This is a genomic window from Arthrobacter sp. DNA4, from assembly GCF_024362385.1.
Taxonomy (GTDB): Bacteria; Actinomycetota; Actinomycetes; order Actinomycetales; family Micrococcaceae; genus Arthrobacter.
The window spans coordinates 20699-41909 of sequence record NZ_CP101466.1 but is presented as its reverse complement, the minus strand read 5'-3'; the positions used below and the strand labels follow the sequence as shown (position 1 = coordinate 41909).

The 21211-nt window shown below is 66.4% G+C and carries 21 protein-coding genes and 1 tRNA gene; 16 read left to right on the top strand and 6 right to left on the bottom strand.

From position 1 onward, the window contains the following. The first annotated feature begins 93 nt into the window (after positions 1-93). Genes NMQ03_RS00220 through NMQ03_RS00210 form a run of 3 tightly spaced genes read left to right on the top strand, consistent with a single transcriptional unit; the run spans position 94 to position 2080 of the window. Positions 94-990 carry a hypothetical protein gene (locus NMQ03_RS00220; RefSeq protein ID WP_255173864.1) on the top strand — a complete coding sequence of 299 codons (897 nt, stop codon included), beginning with the start codon at positions 94-96 and terminating at the stop codon, positions 988-990. Continuing rightward, on the top strand, positions 990-1421 hold the full coding sequence (locus NMQ03_RS00215) for a phage holin family protein (RefSeq protein ID WP_255173863.1): 432 nt from the start codon (positions 990-992) through the stop codon (positions 1419-1421). The genes NMQ03_RS00220 and NMQ03_RS00215 overlap by 1 nt, the downstream gene beginning before the upstream one ends. After that, positions 1418-2080, top strand: coding sequence for a DUF3618 domain-containing protein (locus NMQ03_RS00210; RefSeq protein ID WP_255173862.1), 663 nt, complete (start codon positions 1418-1420; stop codon positions 2078-2080). The genes NMQ03_RS00215 and NMQ03_RS00210 overlap by 4 nt, the downstream gene beginning before the upstream one ends. Positions 2081-2181: 101 nt before the next feature. Here the strand turns inward: NMQ03_RS00210 and NMQ03_RS00205 are convergent, their stop codons facing one another. Continuing rightward, entirely contained in the window at positions 2182-3003 is an 822-nt protein-coding gene (locus NMQ03_RS00205; protein ID WP_255173861.1) for a LysR family substrate-binding domain-containing protein, read from the bottom strand. Between NMQ03_RS00205 and NMQ03_RS00200 the strand changes: the two genes are divergently transcribed. Then, a complete protein-coding gene (locus NMQ03_RS00200) occupies positions 2966-3367 on the top strand; it encodes a DUF5997 family protein (protein WP_255173860.1) in 402 nt (133 codons plus the stop codon). The genes NMQ03_RS00205 and NMQ03_RS00200 overlap by 38 nt on opposite strands. A 31-nt stretch (positions 3368-3398) precedes the next feature. On the opposite strand, the gene NMQ03_RS00195 is transcribed toward NMQ03_RS00200, so the two are convergent. After that, positions 3399-3779 carry a VOC family protein gene (locus tag NMQ03_RS00195; RefSeq protein ID WP_255173859.1) on the bottom strand — a complete coding sequence of 127 codons (381 nt, stop codon included), beginning with the start codon at positions 3777-3779 and terminating at the stop codon, positions 3399-3401. Positions 3780-3941: 162 nt separating this feature from the next. Here NMQ03_RS00195 and NMQ03_RS00190 point away from each other — a divergent pair, with 162 nt between their 5' ends. Both NMQ03_RS00190 and NMQ03_RS00185 read left to right on the top strand, forming a co-directional pair. Beyond that, positions 3942-4568, top strand: a complete 627-nt coding sequence (locus NMQ03_RS00190; RefSeq protein WP_255173858.1) for a hypothetical protein — start codon at positions 3942-3944, stop codon at positions 4566-4568. Between the two features lie 60 nt (positions 4569-4628). Continuing rightward, positions 4629-5237, top strand: coding sequence for a hypothetical protein (locus NMQ03_RS00185; RefSeq protein WP_255173857.1), 609 nt, complete (start codon positions 4629-4631; stop codon positions 5235-5237). A 28-nt stretch (positions 5238-5265) separates the two neighbouring features. On the opposite strand, the gene NMQ03_RS00180 is transcribed toward NMQ03_RS00185, so the two are convergent. Next, on the bottom strand, positions 5266-5748 hold the full coding sequence (locus tag NMQ03_RS00180) for a pyridoxamine 5'-phosphate oxidase family protein (RefSeq protein ID WP_255173856.1): 483 nt from the start codon (positions 5746-5748) through the stop codon (positions 5266-5268). A 66-nt stretch (positions 5749-5814) separates the two neighbouring features. Then, the gene (locus NMQ03_RS00175; protein ID WP_255175697.1) at positions 5815-7206 is read right to left on the bottom strand and encodes an NAD(P)/FAD-dependent oxidoreductase; all 1392 of its coding nucleotides are present in this window, start codon (positions 7204-7206) and stop codon (positions 5815-5817) included. 136 nt (positions 7207-7342) lie between these two features. On the opposite strand from NMQ03_RS00175, the gene NMQ03_RS00170 reads away from it, so the two are divergent. Beyond that, positions 7343-8053 carry a TetR/AcrR family transcriptional regulator gene (locus tag NMQ03_RS00170; RefSeq protein ID WP_255173855.1) on the top strand — a complete coding sequence of 237 codons (711 nt, stop codon included), beginning with the start codon at positions 7343-7345 and terminating at the stop codon, positions 8051-8053. 15 nt (positions 8054-8068) lie between these two features. Here the strand turns inward: NMQ03_RS00170 and NMQ03_RS00165 are convergent, their stop codons facing one another. Next, positions 8069-8998, bottom strand: a complete 930-nt coding sequence (locus tag NMQ03_RS00165; RefSeq protein WP_255173854.1) for an NADP-dependent oxidoreductase — start codon at positions 8996-8998, stop codon at positions 8069-8071. A gap of 153 nt (positions 8999-9151) precedes the next feature. Between NMQ03_RS00165 and NMQ03_RS00160 the strand changes: the two genes are divergently transcribed. Beyond that, the gene (locus NMQ03_RS00160) at positions 9152-10279 is read left to right on the top strand and encodes a mandelate racemase/muconate lactonizing enzyme family protein (protein WP_255173853.1); all 1128 of its coding nucleotides are present in this window, start codon (positions 9152-9154) and stop codon (positions 10277-10279) included. A 23-nt stretch (positions 10280-10302) separates the two neighbouring features. Further along, positions 10303-11007 carry a FadR/GntR family transcriptional regulator gene (locus NMQ03_RS00155; RefSeq protein WP_255173852.1) on the top strand — a complete coding sequence of 235 codons (705 nt, stop codon included), beginning with the start codon at positions 10303-10305 and terminating at the stop codon, positions 11005-11007. 172 nt (positions 11008-11179) lie between these two features. Here NMQ03_RS00155 and NMQ03_RS00150 read toward each other — a convergent pair. Next, a tRNA-Leu gene (locus NMQ03_RS00150) sits at positions 11180-11262 on the bottom strand. Between the two features lie 394 nt (positions 11263-11656). Between NMQ03_RS00150 and NMQ03_RS00145 the strand changes: the two genes are divergently transcribed. The 7 genes from NMQ03_RS00145 to pknB are packed head-to-tail and all read left to right on the top strand — an operon-like array spanning position 11657 to position 21191. Next, entirely contained in the window at positions 11657-12400 is a 744-nt protein-coding gene (locus tag NMQ03_RS00145; protein WP_255173851.1) for a DUF3662 and FHA domain-containing protein, read from the top strand. Then, on the top strand, positions 12397-12879 hold the full coding sequence (locus NMQ03_RS00140; RefSeq protein WP_255173850.1) for an FHA domain-containing protein: 483 nt from the start codon (positions 12397-12399) through the stop codon (positions 12877-12879). The genes NMQ03_RS00145 and NMQ03_RS00140 overlap by 4 nt, the downstream gene beginning before the upstream one ends. A 59-nt stretch (positions 12880-12938) precedes the next feature. Further along, positions 12939-14591 carry a PP2C family serine/threonine-protein phosphatase gene (locus tag NMQ03_RS00135; RefSeq protein ID WP_255175696.1) on the top strand — a complete coding sequence of 551 codons (1653 nt, stop codon included), beginning with the start codon at positions 12939-12941 and terminating at the stop codon, positions 14589-14591. Further along, positions 14588-15976 carry an FtsW/RodA/SpoVE family cell cycle protein gene (locus NMQ03_RS00130; RefSeq protein ID WP_255173849.1) on the top strand — a complete coding sequence of 463 codons (1389 nt, stop codon included), beginning with the start codon at positions 14588-14590 and terminating at the stop codon, positions 15974-15976. The genes NMQ03_RS00135 and NMQ03_RS00130 overlap by 4 nt, the downstream gene beginning before the upstream one ends. Beyond that, entirely contained in the window at positions 15973-17433 is a 1461-nt protein-coding gene (locus tag NMQ03_RS00125) for a penicillin-binding protein 2 (protein ID WP_255173848.1), read from the top strand. The genes NMQ03_RS00130 and NMQ03_RS00125 overlap by 4 nt, the downstream gene beginning before the upstream one ends. Then, the gene (locus NMQ03_RS00120) at positions 17430-19160 is read left to right on the top strand and encodes a serine/threonine-protein kinase (protein ID WP_255173847.1); all 1731 of its coding nucleotides are present in this window, start codon (positions 17430-17432) and stop codon (positions 19158-19160) included. The genes NMQ03_RS00125 and NMQ03_RS00120 overlap by 4 nt, the downstream gene beginning before the upstream one ends. An 18-nt stretch (positions 19161-19178) precedes the next feature. Next, on the top strand, positions 19179-21191 hold the full coding sequence (gene pknB, locus NMQ03_RS00115) for a Stk1 family PASTA domain-containing Ser/Thr kinase (protein WP_303694144.1): 2013 nt from the start codon (positions 19179-19181) through the stop codon (positions 21189-21191). Positions 21192-21211 lie beyond the last annotated feature (20 nt).

The following is a 21211-nucleotide window of genomic DNA, read 5'->3' as shown; positions in this document are numbered from 1 at the left end:
TGTGCTTAGTATCTAATTAGTAACCCTGCTTACTAACTCGCCAGCATTGCTGGTTCTTGATCGCCAGCTAACCCTTTCTGAAAGAGAGCGAAGATGACAGAGAACCAATGGCCCCAGACCCCCCATACCGCCAACGATCCGGCCATCGCCGATCCGTATGGCGCAACGGAGGCAGCTCCCCGGCAGGCCTCCTACCCCACTACTTCGGCTGACACCTCCAAGACCCAGGCAGCCAAGGCGGAGGCGTCCAACGTTGCCGGTGAGGCCGCATCCGCTGCCCAGGGAGTAGCCCAGACGGCGAAGGAAGAAGCCGCGAACGTGGCGTATGAGGCGAAGGCCAATGCGCAGGACCTGCTGCACCAGGCAAAGTCCGGCCTTACCAGCCAGGCAGGCACCCAGCAGCAGAAGGCCGCGGAAGGCATCCGCAACATCTCCACCCAGCTGCACAGCATGGCCAGCGCCCCGGACCAGCAGGGCATGGCCGGCGACCTGGTCCGTCAGGCGGCAGAGCGCACTTCCTCGATGGCTACCTGGCTGGAAAACCGGGAGCCGGGTGATCTCCTGAACGAGGTCCAGCGGTTCGCCCGCAACCGGCCCGGAACATTCCTGCTCCTCGCCGCCGGCGCCGGCGTCCTCGCCGGACGCCTCACCCGCGGCCTCACCGCAGGCGCCCCCGAATCACAGGCACAGGTCCGGGCTTCCGGCCAGCAGGGCTTGGGCCAGCACCGCGCCGTGCAGTCACCGCCCGTAGCGCCCCTGCACCCGGAGACCGTGTACGCAGCCGGAACTGATGACCTCTTCGCAGAGCCAACGATAGGCAGCGGGGCCCCGGTTTCCACCAGCACCCTGCCCTCGGGTACCGCCGAGGAGACCCCGCTTCGGTTTGATGACGACCCCTACCGGGCCGAAAACGGCGTCTACAACGACGACGAACCGTTCGGCAGCGAAGGCACCTCCGGCACCGGCCGTCACGGCACGGGTGGGCTGTGATGAGTAGCCAGATTCCGGAGCCGCCGCCCAGCGCGGCGCATGTGAAAGCGGACAACGCCTCTCTCGGTGACCTGCTCGGGGACGTAACCCGGGACCTGTCCACCCTGATGCGCCAGGAAGTGGAACTGGCCAAAGCCGAACTCAAACAATCCACCTCCCGCGCAGGAAAAGGCGCCGGCATGCTCGCCGGCGCCGGGATCGGCGGACACTTCGTCCTGCTCTTCCTCTCCCTGGCCCTGATGTGGGCCCTGGGCGCCATCATGCCCCTGGGCTGGTCCGCGCTGATCGTCGCCGTGATCTGGGCCATCATCGCCGCCGTCCTGGCCTCCATCGGCCGCAAGGAACTCAAGCAGATCAAGGGCCTGCCCCAAACCGGGGAAACCCTCTCAGAAATTCCCCCAACCCTAAAACCAGGTGAGGTAAACCGATGAGCGACAACCCTGACGTCATCCGCGCAGACATAGAAGCCACCCGGGCACGCCTGGGCACCAACGTGGACGCCGTGGCCGACAAAGTCACCCCGTCCAACATCGTCCACCGCCAAACCGACAAGGTCCGCGACGCCGTGACCGGGGTGAAGGAGAAAATCATGGGAGCAGCAGACACCGCCACCACCAAAGTCCACGACACCACCGCCACCGGCGCCGGGCACACCACCAACGCCATGAACACCGCCGGCGACAGCCTGCACCAGGCCTCGGACACCGTCTCCGCGAAACTCTCCGACGCCGGCCAGGCCGTCTCCCACGCCCCGGACCAGGTCAAAGCCAAAACCGCCGGCAACCCCCTGGCCGCAGGGCTCATCGCGTTCGGCGCCGGCATGCTGATCTCCTCCCTGATCCCGGCCAGCGACAAAGAACGCGAAGCCGCGGACCAACTCAAAACCGCAGCCCAGCCCCTGGCAACCCAGGTCACCGACGCCGCCAAAACCATGGCCCAGGACCTCAAGGAACCCGCCCAGGAAGCCATGGAAAACGTCAAGGCCACCGCCACCGACGCCGCCCAAAACGTCAAAACCGAAGGCCAATACGCAGCCTCCGACGTCAAAGACCGCGCCACAGACGCCAAAGACAACATCCAAAACACCTAGTCCGCGCGGGCAGCAACGGACTGCAGCAAAGCCGGTTCCGCGTCATGCGGGGCCGGCTTTCTGTTATCCGGCCACCCACCAAATACCTGGAGGCCCCTGGGCTAGCGCTTGCCCTTCTTCCGCGACCCCTTGCCGCGGCCCTTGTCCGGGTTGGGGGCATATCGCTGGGCCACCTTGGGCGCTTTCTTGGTGCCGGTGCCGCGGCGGTCCGGTTTGGGTTCCTTCTTCACCTTTTGCGGCTGGGCGGAGGGCTGCCGGGAGCTTTGCGCGGTGCGGCCGCGCACGACGCCAATGAATTCCTCCAGGACGTCGTCGGTGGCCTCCGCGGGCCAGGCGAGGGCGATTTCGGTCCCCTCAGCCCCGGTGAGCCTGCGCGCCACGGTGTCTTTGACGTTGAAGTGGCGCGCCACTGACATCGGGAGGATCAGCAGCCCGGCCCCGGAGGCCACCACCTGGAGCGCCGCCTCGGGTCCGCCCAGGGCAGCAGCATCGAGGAAGGATTCCTGGGCTAGGTCGGCAAGCGCCACTTCCTCGAACACGGAAATCTCGTGGCCCTTCGGAGCAACCACCACCGGTTGTTCCTCGTACAGGGGGATGACGCTGAGGCCCTCCCGGTCAATGGGAAGGCGGACGAAGCCCATATGCGCTCTGCCGTCATCCAGCACTTCACGCTGGGCGTCGTCGTCGATCATGAATGCTTCAAGGGGAATATGCGGCATCCGCTCTTCCCAGCGGCGGATCCACTTGCCCGGCGTCACCCCTGCCACATACGCGATGCGCAGCACCCGCGGGGCCGCCTCGTCAGGGGCGGGCTGGGCATCAGGCGTGGGGGTATCGTCGGCGGGCACGTCTTCACAGTACCCGCCGCCCGGATACCCTTGAAGCATGACCTCTGCAAACTCCCAGTCCATGAAACCGGCCACCGTTGCCAAGAAACTTGGCATCTACCTGCTTACCACCCCGCAGGAGTTCCAGGATTCAACCATTACCCGCGAGGAGTTTGCCGAACTCCAGGCCAACCCGCCGGAATGGCTTGCCGAACTCCGCCGCAACGGGCCGCACCCCCGCCCCGTGGTGGCCCAGAAGCTGAACGTGTCCATCAGCGGCCTGGCACGCGGCGGCGTGGAGGAAGCGCTTACGACGGCGGAGATCACCGCGCTGCTGCAGGCTCCCCCGCAGTGGCTCGTCACCGAACGCGCCACGCACGCTGCGGTCCGCGCCGAAGCCCAGCGGGTCAAGGACGAGGCCGCGAAGAAGCAGGCCAAGAAGGACCGCGCGCAGGCGTAACAGGCGCAGCCACTCCGTTCGTCCCCGGCCCTCAGTCCTGGTGGATCTGGATGTAGTTGCCGCAGCCGTCGTCGAACACGGCGCTGGTCCCGAATGAATCGGTGGTGGGCGGGGTCTTGAAGCTGACCCCGGCAGCCGACAGGCGGTCATACTCTGCCTGGACGTCGGCTACCCCGAAAACGATGGCGGGGAGGCCGGCCTCACGCACGGCGTTCATGTAGCTGGCGCCGATCGGGTTGTCGCTGGGTTCCAGGAGCAGCCCCACCGAACTGTCGGCCGCCCCCGGATCCTTGATGATGTACAGGTTGTACTCCGGCATGGCCATGAGGGTGTCAAAGCCGAGCGTGCCGGTGTAGAACGCATGGGCGGCTGCGGGGTCCTGGACGTGGATGCTGCACATTTTGAGTCGCATGGTCCCACGCTACCGCCCATCATGGCGCCCTTTGGAGTGCCTGCCTCCGCATTTTGCAGCCATTGACGCTGTGCCCGGAAGACGGTCCAATGGAAGGACCAGCCCGGGCTTTCCGGCCGGGGCCAAGTCTTTGTGGGGAATGACGGGCGCGGGAGGTGCAGGATGTCAGTCGTGGCGGAGTCCTTGACCCAGGGACTGCTTCAAGGTGCGGGGGTGGTCCTGCTGTGCGGTCCCGTGTTGGTTGCCAGCGTCGCGGCCACGGTTTTCGTTGTACGACGACGGTCCCTGGCGTCCGCAGGCGGTGCCCCGGAGGCTCCGGACCAGCTGTTTTGGGACCTCTTCCTTGGTTCCTGCGTGGCGCTTCCGGCGCTTCTGATCCCGGCCCTGGTTTCGCCCTGGGCGGGGCTGGTGCTCGCCGGGGCAGCTGCGGCTTCGGGCCTTGCGGCCTACCGGGGCAGCCCGAAGTTCCTGGCGTGGCGCGCCGCCCGGCGTGAACACCGGGAACAGCTCACCGCCCATCAGGCCGCGCGGATACAGCACGACGAGCTCATGCTTCGCTGGCGGCGCTATGAACTGGATCCTGGCTGCAGCATCGACTACCCGGCATTGACCGACGTGCGGCTGCCGGAAACGTCCGCGCTGATCAAGGCCATGCGGACCGCTGACCAGCTGCGGACGGCCACGCACAAGGGCTACCCGGACGCCGTCGGAAGCCTGGCTGCATCGCTCGCAGCAGCGGAACGGGCGGCGGGAATTCCGGCGGCCATGCCGATGAAGCAGGCCGGCTGAGGTTAACTGCTGTGTCGAAGGGGTTGGATCGGCGCGGAGGCCCGGCGATAGCATCCCAAGATGAAGCCTGAGGAACTGCCTGTCCATGACGAGTACGACCGGCTGCTGGAGGACCGCGGAGTCTGGCGGCAGGCCACCACGCTGGAGGCGGCCGGCGAGCTGACGGCACGGTGGCTGGAAGGCGGAAGTTCGTACCAGCCGGGCCATTTCGCTGCCGCGTTCGACGCCGAGACGGAACCACTGGCCGCGGAATTGGCGGAGTTGAACCGCAGCGGACTGTTCACCAAGGAGTCCCAGCCGGGCATCCTGGCCGATGGGGCGGCGCAGCGGCAGTACGTCACTGGCTTCTGCAGCGCGGAAACCGCGCGCGGCCTGCTGGCACTTTCCACCCGGACCGAGCTGGTGACGGTAGCCCACGCTCCCGGTGAGGCAAGCAGCGCCGCCATTCCCGTCACCCTGGCCGGAGCAGAGATCGCCACGGTGCTCGGCTCCAGCGAGAACCCCGTGGAGGAGGCCCAGATCCAGGATTGGGCCGGGGAGACCAACGATGCACTGGCCCTCCTGCTCGCGGATTCCTGGTATGTGGAAATCCTGGATCCTGTGTGGGGCCGCAATGACCTGCTGCTGCCTGCAGTCCTGGAGACATTGAAAGGGGCGGAGCAGCAGTAGCCGCCCCGCCCCTTGTCAACAGCCCGCGCTACAGCTCCACAGTGCCGCTTTCGCCGACGCTCATCCGGCTGTTGGTGACCTTTGACTTCACCCACTGCAGGACCGTGGCGGCCGTGCCGCCCGGGCTGGTCCAGTACTCGGCAGAGTCCGAATCGATGCGCAGCAGGCACACCTCGGGAGTATCCGGGCCGTCGGGGAACCAGGCTTCAACCGCCTGGTTCCACAGTTCATGGATCTTGGCCCGGTCCGTGACCACCTCGGCGGTTCCGGCCACGGACACCCATTCAGTGTTCTTGCCAAAGGCGACGTTGACGCGCGAATCAGCCCGGACATGCGCAACCTGGGACGTGCCAAGGCCCGTGAAGAACCACATGTCGCCGTCGTCCTTCACTTCCTGGACGGCCAGCGGCCGGCTGACGAGGGCGCCTTCTTCGTTGATGGTGGTGACCATCCCGATCTTGGAATCGTTGATGATGTCTGTAACCTTGCTGATGCTCTGGGCGTCAGTCATGCCTCACCTCGTTCGTCGAAAGTCGGGGACGCTCCCCGCCGCCAGCCTATTAGTAAGCATGCTTATTTACCAGCCGGCGGTTACCGGCACCTTCGCGACCTCGGCGATGCGGGCAGCGGTGATGCGGCCCATCCGGATGGCGCCGTCCACGTGCTGGTAGCCCTCGGCGGCAAGGTCGGAGGATGACCAGTAGATGGGGCCGACGGGCGCGTGCTGGTCCTTCCCGTAGCGGTGCAGTCCGCCCAGGTCGTAACTGGAAGCGTAGGCGCCGCGGGTCCACTCCTCGGAGCCCCAATCGGACTCGTAGTAGACCTCCGGCGCCAGGGCTTCCGCACCCAGGTAACCGGCGATCGAGTCAAGGATCGCCTTCCTGCGCTCTTCGGCACTCAACTCGAAGACGGCGTCGGCCTTCTCATCGGAGACGAAGCCCACCAGCGTGCCGCGGGCGTCGCCGTGGTTGGTGTTGTCGTAGACCTCCTGCACCAGGGCGTCGGCACCGAAACAGGTCCCGGAGAGTCCCTTGTCCCGCCAGAACGGGGTGCTGTAGACGGCGTGCACCTTGATGACCAGGCCCAGGGACTGGTGCTGGTGCATCTGGTGCTGGCGGCGCGGCAGCGGCGGGTTGAAGGAGACACGGGAGTACAGGTTGGGCGGAACGGCCATGATGACGAACCGGGCGTTCACTGTGGCCCTGTCGGATTCAACGGTGACGCGGTGGCCGCCGTCGGCATCCGGCTCCCAGTTGATGGTGCGTACCGGGGAGCCAAGGACCACGTCTTCCCCCAGTTCCTGTGCCTGCAGCAGCGAGACCTGCTGCATTCCACCCACGACGCGGCGGTCCAGGATGAAGTCCTCGTCCGTCAGGTGGGTGAAGGATCCGGCGGAGGCGGCCATCAGGACCGCCTGCAGGGCGGAGAAGGAGTGCGCGGGTTTAGTGAGCATGCCGCCGGCGATGAACAGGCCGATGTTCCTGCAGGCTTCCTCGTTGGCTGAGTTCTGCCGCAGCCAGTGATGGAAGGAGATGGTGTCCAGTTCGCGCGCTTTGGGGTGTGCCCAGGGTTCGGTTGGTCCAATCTCTGCGGCGAGTCCGTCCAGCAGCGCCACCAGGCGGTCCATTTCGACGGCGGTGTCCGGGTTCACCGGGAAGGTGTCCCCGGTGTAGCGCACGGGTGAGCCGTCGGCGCCGATGTAGATGGACTCCCCTTCGCGGTAGCGCGGGTAGGTCTCCAGGCCCAGTTCCTGGAGCAGTTCCAGGAGGGCGGTTTGGTCCGGAGAGACCCACTGGCCGCCGATTTCGAGCATGGCGCCATCCACGGTGTCGGTCCAGGTGCGGCCGCCCACCCGGTCGCGGGCCTCGAGCACGGCGACGGTGAGGCCGGCTTTCTTCAGTTCACGGGCGGCGGTGAGTCCGGACGGCCCGGCTCCAACGACCACGACGTCGCGGTTCAGGTTCAGCATGATGTCCTCTCTGCGGCCCTTGGTGACGGGGACCACTAAATGAATATCATTCATTTAGCTAGAACTATAGCCGGTGCCTGCCGGGAGCGGAAGTGCTGGATGGAATAATGCAGGGGACACCGACGAAAGGGCAGCAATGCCGGCAGTATCAGCCGCACAGGGGCGCTCCGCCAGCAATGGCGGCGCACAAAGGAGGCGGGCAGGCTTACCGTCGGCTGCAGTGCTGGACAAGGCGGGGATCACCGCAGCCGCCCTGGAACTGGTAAGCCGCAAAGGTTACGACGGCCTGACCATGGCAGCGCTGGCCAAGGTGCTCGACGTGGCACCTTCCGCCCTTTACAACCATGTGGCATCAAAACAGGACGTACTGCTCCTGGTGGAGGACCATCTGATGTCGCTGGTGGACGTCTCAGGCTTCGGGGACGGCAGCTGGGAAGACGCCGTCCGCACCTGGGCGTGGAGCTACCGGGATGTCTTCGCCGAACATACCCCGCTCATTCCCGTCATCGCAGTCCTGCCGGTGACGGACGCCCCGCAGACCCTTGCCATGTATGAAACCGTCAGCAAGGGGTTTTCCGACGCCGGGTTCCCCCGGGAGCGCATTGTCCCCGCCATCGTGGCACTGGAGTCCTTTATTTTCGGCTCTGCGTACGACGTCACGGCACCGGAGGACATCTTCGATTCCGGCTCCATAGCCGGGTCCACGCCCCATTTCACGGCGGCCGTGCAGAGTTCGGCCCAGGGGCAGGACAAGCCGGCCGGGCAGGAACGTGGCCGCCCGGCCGACACCGCCTTCCAACTGGGGCTCGAGGCCCTGATTGCCGGGTTCGGGGCCATCAGGACCTAGCGGCCGCCCCGGGCGTCAGGGGGTTTGGTCCACTGCCACAACAATCTTGCCGCGGGTATGCCCGGCCATGTTGAGCCGGAATGCGTCTGCGGCCTGGTCCAGCGGGAATACCTCGGCAACCTCCACGCGCATCTTCCTGTCGTCCACCAGGTCGGCAAGCTCCTGGAGCTGGGCGCCCACGGGGCTTACCCACATCCAGGTTCCACCATGTTCCTCGACGTCGCTGTCGGCGATGGAGGCATGCCTGCCACCGTCGGCAAGCACCGCGAGGGTGGCCCCGAGATTGCCGCCGACAAAATCGGCAACCACCTCAACCCCGTCCGGACGGAGCGACCTGACCCGGTCGGCAAGGCCGTCGCCGTAGGTGATGGGATCCGCGCCCAGGGACCGGAGGAAATCGTGGTTCTTTTCCGACGCCGTCGCAATGACATGGGCACCCAGGGCCACAGCGATCTGGATACCCAGGGATCCCACGCCGCCGGCTCCGCCGTGGATCAGCACGGTCTCGCCGGACGCGAGGCCAAGACGGTTCAAGACCTGGTAGGCAGTCAATCCCGCCAACGGTAGCCCTGCCGATTCGTTCCATTCGAGGGAGGCGGGCTTTCGGGCCAGGAGCCGTTCAGGAAGGGCAATGTATTCGGCGAAGCTGCCGCTGTGGACATAATCCTTCCGGCCATAGGAGATGACTTCATCCCCGGGCTGGAACTGCCGGGAATCAATTCCCACGGATTCCACCACGCCCGCCACATCCCATCCCGGGACCACCGGGAACTGCACGTCCATCGCAGCATCCAGGTAACCGGCCATGATCTTCCAGTCCACAGGGTTCACCGAAGCCGCTTTGACCTTGACCAGGACCATGCCGGGTCCCACTTTCGGCATTGGCTGCTCAGTGAGCTCAAGGACGTCAGGGCTGCCATATTCGCTGTAAGTGATCGCCTTCATGCCTGCATCAACAGCCTCCTGGCCTGCAGCTATTCCGGCTGCGCACCGTTAGTGGTGCATCGCACGAACAGCCCCACCTTCTTGTAATACAAGTAGGTAACTTATATCCTAAAAAGGTGGGCGAAGGAGCCCCGTCCCGCCCAAGGAGAATAAATGAGCACCGTCGATCTCATCCGGCACGTTAAGCTGTCCACCGCCAGGCTTCCCCTCGCCGTTCCCATCAGTGACGCCAAGGTCTTCACCGGACGGCAGAAGCCCATGACCGAGGTGGTGTTCCTGTTCGCGGAGATCACCACCGAACTCGGCCACTCCGGAATCGGCTTCAGTTATTCCAAGCGCGCAGGCGGACCGGCCCAGTATGCCCATGCCAAAGAAGTTGCCGAAGGCCTCATCGGTGAGGACCCCAACGACATCGCCAGGATCTACACCAAGCTCCTCTGGGCAGGCGCGTCCGTGGGACGGTCCGGCGTCGCCACCCAGGCCCTCGCCGCCGTCGACATCGCTTTGTACGACCTCAAGGCGAAGCGCGCCGGACTTCCGCTGGCCAAATTCCTTGGCTCCTACCGCGACTCCGTGCGGACCTACAACACCTCCGGCGGCTTCCTGAATGCCACGCTGGAGGAAGTAAAGGCACGCGCCACCCAGTCGATCGAGGAGGGCATCGGCGGCGTCAAGATCAAGGTGGGACTGCCGGACAGCAAGGAAGACCTGCGCCGCGTTGCCGGAATCCGAGACCACCTCGGCCCTGACGTTCCGCTCATGGTGGACGCCAACCAGCAGTGGGACCGCGCCACTGCCCTGCGCATGGGCCGCCGCCTCGAGGAATTCGACCTTATCTGGATTGAAGAGCCGCTGGACGCCTACGACTTCGAAGGCCACGCCCACCTGGCCCAGGTCCTGGACACCCCTATTGCGACCGGCGAAATGCTTGCCTCCGTGGCGGAGCACAAGGGCCTCATTGCCGCGAACGGCTGCGACATCATCCAGCCGGATGCCCCGCGCGTCGGCGGCATTACCCAGTTCCTCCGCCTCGCCGCCCTTGCGGACGAGCGCGGACTGGGACTTGCCCCGCATTTCGCCATGGAGATCCATCTCCACCTCGCTGCCGCATACCCGCGCGAGCCCTGGGTGGAGCACTTCGACTGGCTGGACCCCTTGTTCAACGAGCGCCTGGAAACCAAGGACGGCCGGATGATCGTCCCGGACCGCCCCGGCCTGGGCGTCACACTAAGCGACCAGGCACGCGCCTGGACCACCGAGAGCGTGGAGTTCGGCGCGTAACCCCGAACCCGTACCCTTGAGCCATGAGCCGGAACCTCACCGCGGACCTTGCCGCTGACCTCCGCAACCGCATCGTGGACGGCGTGATCCAGCCGGGCGAAAAGCTGCCCAGCGAGAACACGCTCATCAGCGACTTCGGCGTCAGCCGCACTGTGGTCCGGGCCGCCCTCACCCGGCTGCAGGCGGAGGGCCTCGTCGAAACCGAGCGCGGCCGCGGCAGCTTCGCCCTTACTCCCCCCGCGGAGGGGCCGCTGGCAGTGCCCGGAGCCCGCCCCGTGGCCACGACAGAGGACCGGCTGCACCTGCTGGCCTTCCGCATGGGCGTGGAGACGGAGGCTGCGGCCCTGGCCGCCCGGAACCACACGGACCGGCAACTGCGCGCCGTCGGTACGGCACTGGACGCCTTCAACGGAAGCGCCGGCCATCCTGCCAATGCCATGAAATCGGACTTTGAGTTCCACCGGGCCGTGGCTGCAGCATCCGGCAACCCCTATTACTCGGATTGCCTGGCGGCCCTGGGCCAGACCATGATTGCCATGCCCCGCACCCGCCTGATGACCGGCGTCGAGCATTACGCCCGGGACCATTTTGACCAGGTGGTCCAGGAGCACCGGTCCATCCTGGAGGCGATCGCCGACCGTGACGAGGCTGCCGCGGCGGCAGCCATGCGCAGCCATCTGGCCAACTCACGACGCCGGTTCAAGGCTTCGGCGCGCCCGTCCAGCTAGAGCCCCGTCAGTTTGCGGTGCCGGACAGGCGCTCAACGCACCCGCCACCGGACGAACCACCCTGGAACGCGCGGGTGCAAAGTCCGTGCGCGGGTGCAATCCTTCAGAACCGCCGATCCATGCGCGAAACGCAAAAGAGCCCCGGTCCAAGACCGGGGCTCTTCCATTTGCGTGCGCGAGGGGGGATTTGAACCCCCACGCCCTTTCGGACACTGGCACCTGAAGCCAGCGCGTCTGCCGTTCCGCCACTCGCGCGCAACTTCTTCCACTCAGCGGGGCCGGTTTCCCGTTCCGCGCCTCGTAAAAGCAGCGAGATCAAGCATAACGGACAGATGCCGCAAATTACCAATTGGCCCCCGTCCACGCCCCCGCATACCTCCACACCAGGCAAAAAACCGCGCAAAAGCAGGGATCACCGGGCAATCGGCCGCGTCCGTCATTCCCCGCCGCAACAGGCCGGAGCAGTCAAGCATCCGAACTTTGCCGGCGCCCGGCCGTTGTGGATTAAGGTCATTCGCAGGGCTGGCCATTAGTATCGGATGTAGGAGTGGCCACTGCCCGCGGGCATCACCGCACATCGGTGGACTGCCCTGCAGGTGCTGGCCAGCAACAACTACTGCCCCGGAGCCGGGGGGAAAGGAGAAGAACCATGGGTCTGCTGGACAAGGTTGAACGTGGCATTGAAAAGGCCGTCCGCGGTGTCTTCTCCACCGGTTCCAAAGCACAGGTTGAGCCCGTTGAGATCGCCAGTCTCCGCCGCGAGGTGGACCACAAAGCCCTTACGGTGGCTGCCGGGCGCACGCTGGTACCCAACGTTTTCGACGTCCAGCTCAGTGACGATGACTTTGGCCGCGCGCAGGAATGGGGCACGCCGCTGGCCGAAGAGCTCTGCGACGTGGTCATCAACCACGTCCGCAGCCAGGGCTACACCCTCCAGGGCCCCGTCCGCATTTCGTTCCGGCGCGACTCCGAACTTCGCGCCGGCGATTTCGAAATAGCTTCCTCCACCGAAAAGTCCCAGGGATCCGGAGCCGCCCAGCCGAAGCCCCAGCCCAACGTTCCCGCGGCCCCGAGCCGGCAGCCTGTCAGGCTCCAGCCGGTGCTGGACATTGACGGCCAGCGCTATTCGCTCAACGCCCCGTCCATCGTCCTGGGCCGGTCCTCAGAGGCAGATATCCACATCGAAGATACGGGCGTTTCCCGGCGCCACCTGGAGATCCGCACGGCCAACGGTGTCACCAGCGCCGTGGACCTGGGATCCACCAATGGCAGCTACGTCAACGGCCAGAAGGTCTCCGGAAGCACCGAACTCACAGACGGCTCCACCATCACGATGGGACGGACAAAGATCATCTTCCGCCTGCTTCCTGCCAACCAGGGTGGCCACGCATGAGCGACCTCACCATCACCGCGCTGCGGTTCGGCTTCCTGCTGCTCCTCTGGGTCCTGATCTTCAGCATCGTCTCCGCCATGCGCCGGGACCTGATGCTGGGCCGCAAGGCTGCCGCCGGCGCGCCCACGGCCCGGCAGCTCCGGCGCAACCCGGAACTGGCTGAAGCGCCGCCACAGCCTGTTAAGCAGCAGGCCCGGCAACTGGTGGTGCTCGAGGGTCCGCTCAAGGGCCGGACCCTGCCCCTGGCTGCCAGCCCCATCCTGCTGGGACGCGCCCAGGAAGCCACCTTGGTCCTTGAGGACGATTACGCCTCCGGCCGCCACGCCAGGCTCTTCCCGCAGGGCAGCCGCTGGTTCATCGAAGATCTTGGTTCCACCAACGGAACCTACCTGGGAGACCAGCAACTTACCCGTGCCCTGCCTGTCGAGCCAGGGGTACCCGTGAGAATCGGCAAGACGGTCATTGAATTGAGGCCGTAACTGTGGCCGAGGCTGAAAACCCCGCAACCGGCTCGAGTCCGGCTCAGCGGCCCCTCATCATGCGCTTCGCCGCGCGGTCGGACGTCGGCCGGATCCGTTCCAAGAACGACGATTCCGCCTACGCCGGCCGCCACCTCGCAGTGGTCGCGGATGGCATGGGCGGCCACGCGGGCGGCGATGTTGCCTCAGCCGCGACCGTCCTGGACATGATCCACCTGGACAGCGCGGACCACGGCGAGGACGCCGGGACCGTTTTGGCCGACGAGATCCAAACTGCCAACTCCCTGCTCTCTGAACTGGTGCACATCAACCCCAAGCTCGCGGGTATGGGCACCACCGTCACCGCGCTCCTGCTGGCGGATGGCAAACTGCATTTCGCCCACATCGGCGACTCACGCGCCTACCGGCTCCGCGATGGCGAGTTCAAGCAGGTCAGCGTGGACCACACTTTCGTCCAGCGGCTCATCGACGAAGGCCGGCTGCGGCCTGAGGAAGCGGAAACGCACCCGCACAAGAACGTCCTCATGCGCGTCCTGGGTGACGTTGACGCCAGCCCGGAGCTGGACCTGGACACCCTGGATGCCCGGCCCGGGGACCGCTGGCTGCTGTGCTCGGATGGCCTGAACTACGTAGCCGCGCATGCCGTGGAGCGGACTGTCCGCGAAACCCACAACCTGCATGAGTGCGCCGAAACCCTTGTTGAGCTGACCCTCGAGGCCGGTTCCCCGGACAACGTCACCGTGGTCATGGTGGACATCGTGGAGGAAACGCCCGACGACGTCAGCACGGCCGCCGTCGAAATTGTCCCCCCGGTGCAGGGCAGCAGGCCCGCTGCCGCGGCGGATGCTTCCCCGGCGGCCCAGGCTGCTGCCGCCGCCCCGCCCGATGGCCAGGAGGCAGCCGGTTCGGAATCCGGAGCTGCCAGGCCGGGCTCCGGGCCTGCCAAGGAATCGGCAGGCGGCGCCGACGCCAGGGACGGCGACGCCAACCCGGCTGACTCCGGCGGCACCGACCCCCACCTTGGGGAACACCTCTCCGCTGAGGTCCTGCGCGAAGAACTTGCCTCCCGCCCGCATGAGCTGGTGGGCGCCGCCGCTGCTGCCGCAGAGTCCGGTTCCATCCCCACCGTCGCGGGCCGTACCGTGGCCCGTCGGGCAGCAACGCTCCTCACGCACAAGGCGGAACCGGCTGACGGGGAAGACACCCTGCCGCCACTGCGTCCCCGCCGCTGGTTGACCTGGTCCATCGCGGCCGCCGTGCTGGTTGTGGTGGCCGTTGGCCTTTGGCTTGGTTACGCGTGGACGCAGACCCGCTACTACGTGGGTGAGTTCGACTCCCGGGTGGCCATCTACAACGGGGTGTCGCAGAGGCTGGGTCCCATCCAGCTTTCCTCCCTCGAAGCAGTGACGGATATCCGGATGGACTCCCTCCCGCCGTTCTCGCAGCAGCGCGTGCGCCAGACGGTTCCCGCCAATGACCTCTACGACGCCCAGCGGATCGTCAAGAACCTGGAGCTCACCGGGACAACTTCGCCCGAGGAAGAGTGCCCCAAGCCTTCCGCGTCCGCCAGTGCCCCGGCACCCTCCAGCAGTGCGCCCCCTGCCAGTGCAGCGGCGCCGCCACCGGCACCGGATGCGTCCGCTCCTGCCCCGGCGCCGTCTGCACCGTCACCCTCACCTACTCCCACCATCACCTGCGAGGCGGCCAAATGAGCCAGGTAAGCACCATGCCCAAGCCTCGCCGCAACGTGGAACTTGCGTTGCTGCTGCTGGCCCTTGCCGTAGGCATCGGCGCCAACATGATGGTGGGCGTGGACCAGGAAAAGGCCTTCGACTCCGATTTCTGGTTCCAGTCGAGCCTGCTGGCGGTGGCCGCCCTGGTGTTCCACGGCGTCCTGCGGTTCCGTGCTAAATATGCCGATCCAGTAATACTTCCCATTGTTGTTGCCCTGAACGGCCTGGGTCTGGCAATGATCCATCGACTTGACGCGCCTGGCGAGGACACCGGCAACAACCAGCTCCGGTGGACCCTCATCGCCATGGCGGTGGCCATCGCCGTGGTCTTCTTCCTCAAGGACCACCGCATCCTGCGCCGGTTCACCTTTATTTCGCTGGCAGCCTCGGCCCTGCTGCTGATCCTGCCGCTTGTCCCGGGGATCAGCGCCGGCGAAATCCTGGGCGCGAGGGTGTGGATCAGGGTCGGTCCCATGACGTTCCAGCCCGGCGAAGTCGCCAAGATTACGCTGGCCATATTCTTCGCCGGGTATCTGTCCTCCAACCGCGACCTCATTCTGCTCACCGGCCGCAAGATCGGCCCCATGCAGTTCCCGCGGTTTAAGGACATGGGCCCCATGATCACCGCCTGGCTGGTCAGCATCGGCGTGCTCATCTTCCAGCGCGACCTGGGCTCCTCCCTGTTGTTCTTCGGCCTGTTCATCGTCATGATCTACGTGGCCACCAGCCGGATCAGCTGGGTGGTGATCGGGCTGGCCCTGATCATTGGCGGCGGCTTCGTGGCGGCCCAGGTGTTCGCCCACGTCCAGCAGCGCGTCTACGGCTGGCTCAACGCCTTCTCCCCCGACGTCTATGAGAACGGCAGCCGGCAGGTCATCGAAGGCCTGTTCGGCATGGCCAACGGCGGCCTGGTGGGAACCGGCCTTGGCCAGGGGCGTCCGGACCTTGTCCCTTTCGCCAACAGCGACATGATCATCGCCTCACTGGGCGAGGAACTGGGGTTGATCGGCCTGTTCGCAGTGGTCCTGCTGTACCTGCTGTTCATCACCCGTGGCTTCCGCGCCGCCCTGGGCACCCGGGACGCGTTCGGGAAACTCCTCGCCTGCGGCCTTTCCTTCGCGGTCGCCCTCCAGTGCTTCGTGGTCATCGGCGGCGTCACCCGGCTCATTCCGTTGACCGGGCTCACCACCCCCTTCCTCGCGGCCGGCGGATCGTCCCTCCTGGCCAACTGGATCATCGTGGGACTGCTCCTGATGATTTCGCACACCGCCCGCGGACCCGTGGATACCACTCCGCTCCCGCCCGCAGGCGTGGCGGCGGCAACCGGCATTGACACTCCAACCGAGGCGGTGAAGCAGGCGTGAACCAGGCAATCCGACACTCATGGGTAGCCGCAGTGGCCATGTTTGCGCTGCTCTTCGGCGCCATCAGCTTTGTGCAGGTGGTGGGCGCCGACGATCTCAAGACCAATCCGCTGAACCAGCGCGCCATTCTCCAGAACTACTGCAATGACCGCGGCGCCATCATCGTTGGCGGCACTCCCGTGGCCGAGTCGGTGGAGACCGGCTCGGAGACCTGCAAGTTCCAGCGCACCTACGCCCAGCCGGAGCTGTATGCCGGGATCACCGGCTACTTCTCGAAGAACTACGGGGCCACGGGCCTTGAACAGGCCATGGGCGCCGAACTGGCAGGCAACTCGGACCAGCTCTTCCTGGACCGGGTGGGCCAGCTCTTCCTGGGCAACCAGCCCAAGGGCGCCTCGGTGGAACTGACCATCGACCCCCAGATCCAGCAGCTTGCCTACAGCCTGATCCCGGACGGCCAGCGCGGCTCGATCGTGGTCACCAACCCCAAGACCGGTGCCATCCTGGCCATGGCATCCAAGCCGTCCTACAACCCGAACCTCGCCGCCACGCAGGATGCCGCCGCCGAAAGCGCGAACATGAACGAACTGGTGAAGGTCCCCGGCATCAACCTGAACCAGAACGTCAGCGGCCCCACCGGCGAGCTCCTCGCCCCGGGATCGGTCTTCAAACTGGTGGACACAGCCGCGGCCCTGGCGTCGGGGAAGTACAACAAGGACAGCGTCCTGCCCAACCCGGCAGAGATGCCTTTCGATGGCATCCAGTACAAGCTTCCCAACTACGCCGGCGGCAACTGCTACACCAGGGACACCGCCGGTTTTGCCTTCGCCCTGCAGCAGTCCTGCAACACCCCGTTCGCCAGCATCGCCCTGGACCTTGGCCGCGACGCCATCGCCGCCCAGTACAAGAAGTTTGGGTTCGGCGAGGACGTCGGGAACCAGCTGAAGCTTGGCCACGCAACGGGGAACGGCTTCCCTGACAAGCTGGACGCGCCGGGCCTGGCCCAGTCCGCCATCGGCCAGAAAGATGTCCGGGTGACGCCGCTGCAGGTGAACATGATGACGAACGCCATCGCGAACGGCGGCGTCCAGATGGCGCCCAGCCTGGTCAAAACGCTGCGGTCCCCGGACCTGCGGGTCATAGATGAGCCGCAGCCGGCCCAGCTCAGGACATCCACCAGCCCGGAGATCGCCAAGCAAATCACCGAATGGATGACCAGCGTGGTGACGGACGGTATCGCCAAGGGTGCTGCGGTGCCCGGCGTGCAGGTCGCGGGCAAGACCGGCACCGCCGAACTCGGCAACGGAACCAACAACTCGTGGTTCACCGGGTTCGCCCCCGCTGACAATCCCAAGGTCAGCGTCACGATCGTCATGGAAGGCGTAGACATCTACGCGGGAGCAAAGCTGACCAGTCCTAACGCGAAGAAGATTTTTGAGGCGGTGTTGAATAAGTGAGGCCTACAACGGGAATCACCCTCGGCGGCAGATTCCAGCTGACCACGCGGATTGCGATCGGCGGCATGGGGGAAGTCTGGAAGGCCAAAGACCTCGTCCTGGGCCGCATCGTCGCCATCAAGGTGCTGAAGGAGGAGTACACCGGCGACCCGGGATTCCTCCAGCGCTTCCGCGCCGAGGCCCGCCACACTGCCCTCCTGAACCACGTGGGGATCGCCAACGTCTTCGACTACGGCGAAGAAGAGGGCTCAGCCTACCTGGTCATGGAACTGGTCCCGGGCCAGCCGCTGAGCAGCATCATCGAACACGAGCAGGTGCTGTCGCCGGACCGTACGCTGTCGATCATCGCGCAGACCGCCCGCGCGTTGGCCGTTGCGCATGCCCAGGGCCTTGTCCACCGCGACGTCAAGCCCGGCAACCTCCTGATCACCCCTGACGGCCGGGTCAAGGTCACCGACTTCGGCATCGCCCGCCTCGCCGACCAGGTGCCCCTCACCCAGACCGGGCAGGTCATGGGAACCGCCCAGTACCTGGCACCCGAACAGGCGACGGGCCAGACCGCCACCGGTTCGTCGGACATCTACTCACTGGGCGTCATCGGATACGAGTGCCTTAGCGGCCACCGCCCGTTCTCCGGCGAATCGCAGATCGCCATTGCCCTGGCCCAGGTGAACGACGCCCCGCCGCCCCTTCCGGAGAGCCTGCCCACGCCGGTCCGCGCGCTCCTGATGTCGATGCTGGCCAAGGATCCCAAGGACCGGCTTACGAATGCCATCAAGCTCGCCGAAGCTGCGGAAGCCATCCGCAACGGGGATGTGGGAGCGGCCCGTGCCGCGGTGCCCGGCATGCTTCTTTTCGACGCCGAAACCGGCCCCATCACCGCACCCGTGGACACGGCCACGGCCCCCACGGGCGTCATCGGCACGCAGCGTGACTCCGCCCCCACCGCCACATCCGCGCTCCCGGTGATGGGCGCGGCCGCGGCCGGCGCTGCCGCCGGTATGGCTGCCAGCGCCCACGGCGCATCAGCCCATGGCGGGGAGCGTGCGCCGGGACCGCTGGCCCGCGCCAACGCATTGGCTGCCGAGCGGAACTGGGACCAGGAGGAGGAAACGTACGACGACGCGCCCTCCGATGAGCCCCGGCGCAAGGGACGCAGTCCGTGGACCTGGCCCTTGGTGGCCCTGATCCTGCTGCTCCTCTTCGCCCTGGTGGGCTTCCTCCTGAACCAGGTGGGGCTCTTCTCGACGGCCGTCACCCCCAGCTCCACCGCCACCGCCAGCAGCGCACCGCCGTCGTCCGCAACGCCCACGCGGACCAGCGCCTCGGCCACGCCCACGCAGACGCGCAGCACGCCGACGCCCACACCCACCACGCAGCCCACCCAGGCCACGGTCAACGTAATACCGGCCGCGTACCTCGGCAAGGACTACCGCCAGGTCCAGTCCGCGCTGGCAGGCCTGGGACTCCAGGTGACCGTCCTTCCGCAGGAGAGCAGCACCGAGACGCCCGGTACTGTACTGGAGCTCAACCCCACCGGGACAGTGCCCAAGGGTTCGCTCATTACCGTCATCTACGCCACGGCTCCCAGCCCCGCGCCCACCACGGCGGCGCCAAGCCCTGCCCCCACGTCCTCGTCCCCGGTAGCGGGACCAACGCCCATCTCGCCCCTGGCAACCTGTGCGGCCGGTCAAACGGCGGGAACGCCCCCGACCTGCGCACCTTAAGCCTCGGGACCACCACCAGTGAATGAGTCACCACGCACACCGTTGCACCGGGAGGACAGCCTGCCGGTGGACAACCGGCGTGTCCTGAACGGGCGCTACGAGCTGGGTAACCTCATTGGCCGCGGCGGCATGGCGGACGTCTACAAGGGCACCGATACCCGCCTGGGCAGGACAGTCGCCGTCAAGCTGCTCCGGCCCGACATGGCCCGGGATCCGCAGTTCCAGGCACGGTTCAAACGTGAAGCGCAGGCGGTGGCCGCCCTCAACCACCCCTCCATCGTGGCGATTTTCGACACCGGGGAACACGTGGTCCACGACGGTTCCGCCGAGGACGTGCGGGTGCCGTACATCGTCATGGAATACGTGGAGGGCAGGACCCTGCGCGAATTGATCCGCGCCAACGAGGTCACTATCAGCCAGGCAATCGATTATTGCCTGGGCGTCCTGGGAGCCCTCGAATACAGCCACAAGGCCGGCATTGTGCACCGGGACATCAAGCCTGCCAACGTGATGTACTGCCCGGGCACCAACTCCGTGAAGGTGATGGACTTCGGCATTGCGCGGGCCATCGCCGATTCCTCCGCCACCATGACGCAGACCCAGGCAGTGGTGGGAACGGCCCAGTATCTCTCGCCGGAACAGGCCCGGGGCGAAACCGTCGACGCCCGCAGCGATCTCTATTCCGCCGCGTGCCTGCTCTACGAAATGCTGACCTCGCGGCCGCCGTTCGTCGGGGACAGCCCGGTTTCCGTGGCCTACCAGCACGTCCGCGAAATCCCGGAGACGGCCAGCAGCCTCAACCCCGAGGTGTCACCGGCACTGGACACCGTCCTCGCCAAGGCCCTGCAGAAGAACCGCGCAGACCGCTTCCAGGATGCGGCAGCCTTCCGGCGTGCCCTGCGCGCTGCAAAGGCCGGAGTGGCCGTCCCGGCTGTGCCGGCGTCTGAGGCACCCACCGATCCGAATGACCACGTACCCCAGGCGGCGCCGCCCACCGAGGCGTTCGCCGCAGCGGGGGCAGGCTTCCTTGATGACGCGCCCACCGGGCGGTTGGCTGCCACCAGCCTGTTCGGTGACGACGGCGGATCCGCGGTTCCCCTGGAGCTGGCGGATGGGCACGATTCGGATGGGCACGGGCCGGATGGGTATGGTGCGGATGCCTTCGGGGCCGGTCCGCTCCCGCTTGGCCTCGCTCCCGAAGGCGAGCGGTCCACCCGCCAGAAGTCCCGCCGTCGTGCCTGGATCGCCACCCTGGTGATCTTCACCCTGCTGATTCTTGCGGGCGGCGGGCTGTGGCTGTACCAAACGGTGAACCGGCCAGCTCCCGCTCCGCCAAAGGTAGCAATCCCATCGGTGGCGTCCATGACGGAAACCGCTGCACTCCAGGAACTGTACAACGCGGGCCTTCGCCCCAGGATCGCCAGGTCGGCAAACGACACGGTGCCCAAGGGGACCGCCATCGGGACGGATCCGGCGGCGGGCGGTTCCCTGGATCCGGGGGCCGAGGTAATCCTCAACGTCTCTGACGGCCCCAGCTCGGTGAAGATCCCGGACAGCCTCCCCGGCAAGACCGAGGCAGCAGCACGGGACATCCTCCGCCAGGTGGGGCTGGTTGGCGCTCCGTCAACCACCACCGCCAACAGTGCCACTGTCCCCGCCGGAATCGTCATCACCTCCAACCCGGCACCGGGGCAAAGCGTCGGCGTCGGCACCAGCGTGGAGCTCATCGTCTCCACCGGCAAGGTGGTTGTCCCCGAACTGCGCGGCATGACCCGCGAAGAGGCCGAGGCCACACTGAAGGAACGGGGCCTGGTCGCTTCAGTGGTCGAGGCGGAAAACTCACAGGTGGAGCCAGGCCGGGTCACGGACCAGAGCGACCCCGTCAACGCCGCCGTCGACCAGGGAAAGACCATCACCATCGTGGTGGCCAAGGCTCCGCCGCCACCACCGGCGCCCACGGAAACCCCCACGGAAACGCCCACGCCGACAGCAACGCCGACGCCGACGCCGAAGCCGACCAGGAAGGGCTGACGCCCGGCCTGGCGGGTGCG

Excerpts from the sequence above, each read along its gene's own strand:
- NMQ03_RS00200 (WP_255173860.1), top strand. The coding sequence starts at position 2,966 with ATGACCTCTGCAAACTCCCAGTCCATGAAACCGGCCACCGTTGCCAAG.
- NMQ03_RS00170 (WP_255173855.1), top strand. The coding sequence starts at position 7,343 with ATGCCGGCAGTATCAGCCGCACAGGGGCGCTCCGCCAGCAATGGCGGC.
- NMQ03_RS00165 (WP_255173854.1), bottom strand. The coding sequence starts at position 8,998 with ATGAAGGCGATCACTTACAGCGAATATGGCAGCCCTGACGTCCTTGAG.
- NMQ03_RS00135 (WP_255175696.1), top strand. The coding sequence starts at position 12,939 with ATGCGCTTCGCCGCGCGGTCGGACGTCGGCCGGATCCGTTCCAAGAAC.
- NMQ03_RS00195 (WP_255173859.1), bottom strand. The coding sequence starts at position 3,779 with ATGCGACTCAAAATGTGCAGCATCCACGTCCAGGACCCCGCAGCCGCC.
- NMQ03_RS00155 (WP_255173852.1), top strand. The coding sequence starts at position 10,303 with ATGAGCCGGAACCTCACCGCGGACCTTGCCGCTGACCTCCGCAACCGC.
- NMQ03_RS00160 (WP_255173853.1), top strand. The coding sequence starts at position 9,152 with ATGAGCACCGTCGATCTCATCCGGCACGTTAAGCTGTCCACCGCCAGG.
- NMQ03_RS00180 (WP_255173856.1), bottom strand. The coding sequence starts at position 5,748 with ATGACTGACGCCCAGAGCATCAGCAAGGTTACAGACATCATCAACGAT.
- NMQ03_RS00210 (WP_255173862.1), top strand. The coding sequence starts at position 1,418 with ATGAGCGACAACCCTGACGTCATCCGCGCAGACATAGAAGCCACCCGG.
- NMQ03_RS00185 (WP_255173857.1), top strand. The coding sequence starts at position 4,629 with ATGAAGCCTGAGGAACTGCCTGTCCATGACGAGTACGACCGGCTGCTG.
- NMQ03_RS00145 (WP_255173851.1), top strand. The coding sequence starts at position 11,657 with ATGGGTCTGCTGGACAAGGTTGAACGTGGCATTGAAAAGGCCGTCCGC.
- NMQ03_RS00140 (WP_255173850.1), top strand. The coding sequence starts at position 12,397 with ATGAGCGACCTCACCATCACCGCGCTGCGGTTCGGCTTCCTGCTGCTC.
- NMQ03_RS00220 (WP_255173864.1), top strand. The coding sequence starts at position 94 with ATGACAGAGAACCAATGGCCCCAGACCCCCCATACCGCCAACGATCCG.
- NMQ03_RS00130 (WP_255173849.1), top strand. The coding sequence starts at position 14,588 with ATGAGCCAGGTAAGCACCATGCCCAAGCCTCGCCGCAACGTGGAACTT.
- NMQ03_RS00215 (WP_255173863.1), top strand. The coding sequence starts at position 990 with ATGAGTAGCCAGATTCCGGAGCCGCCGCCCAGCGCGGCGCATGTGAAA.
- NMQ03_RS00190 (WP_255173858.1), top strand. The coding sequence starts at position 3,942 with ATGTCAGTCGTGGCGGAGTCCTTGACCCAGGGACTGCTTCAAGGTGCG.
- NMQ03_RS00175 (WP_255175697.1), bottom strand. The coding sequence starts at position 7,206 with ATGCTGAACCTGAACCGCGACGTCGTGGTCGTTGGAGCCGGGCCGTCC.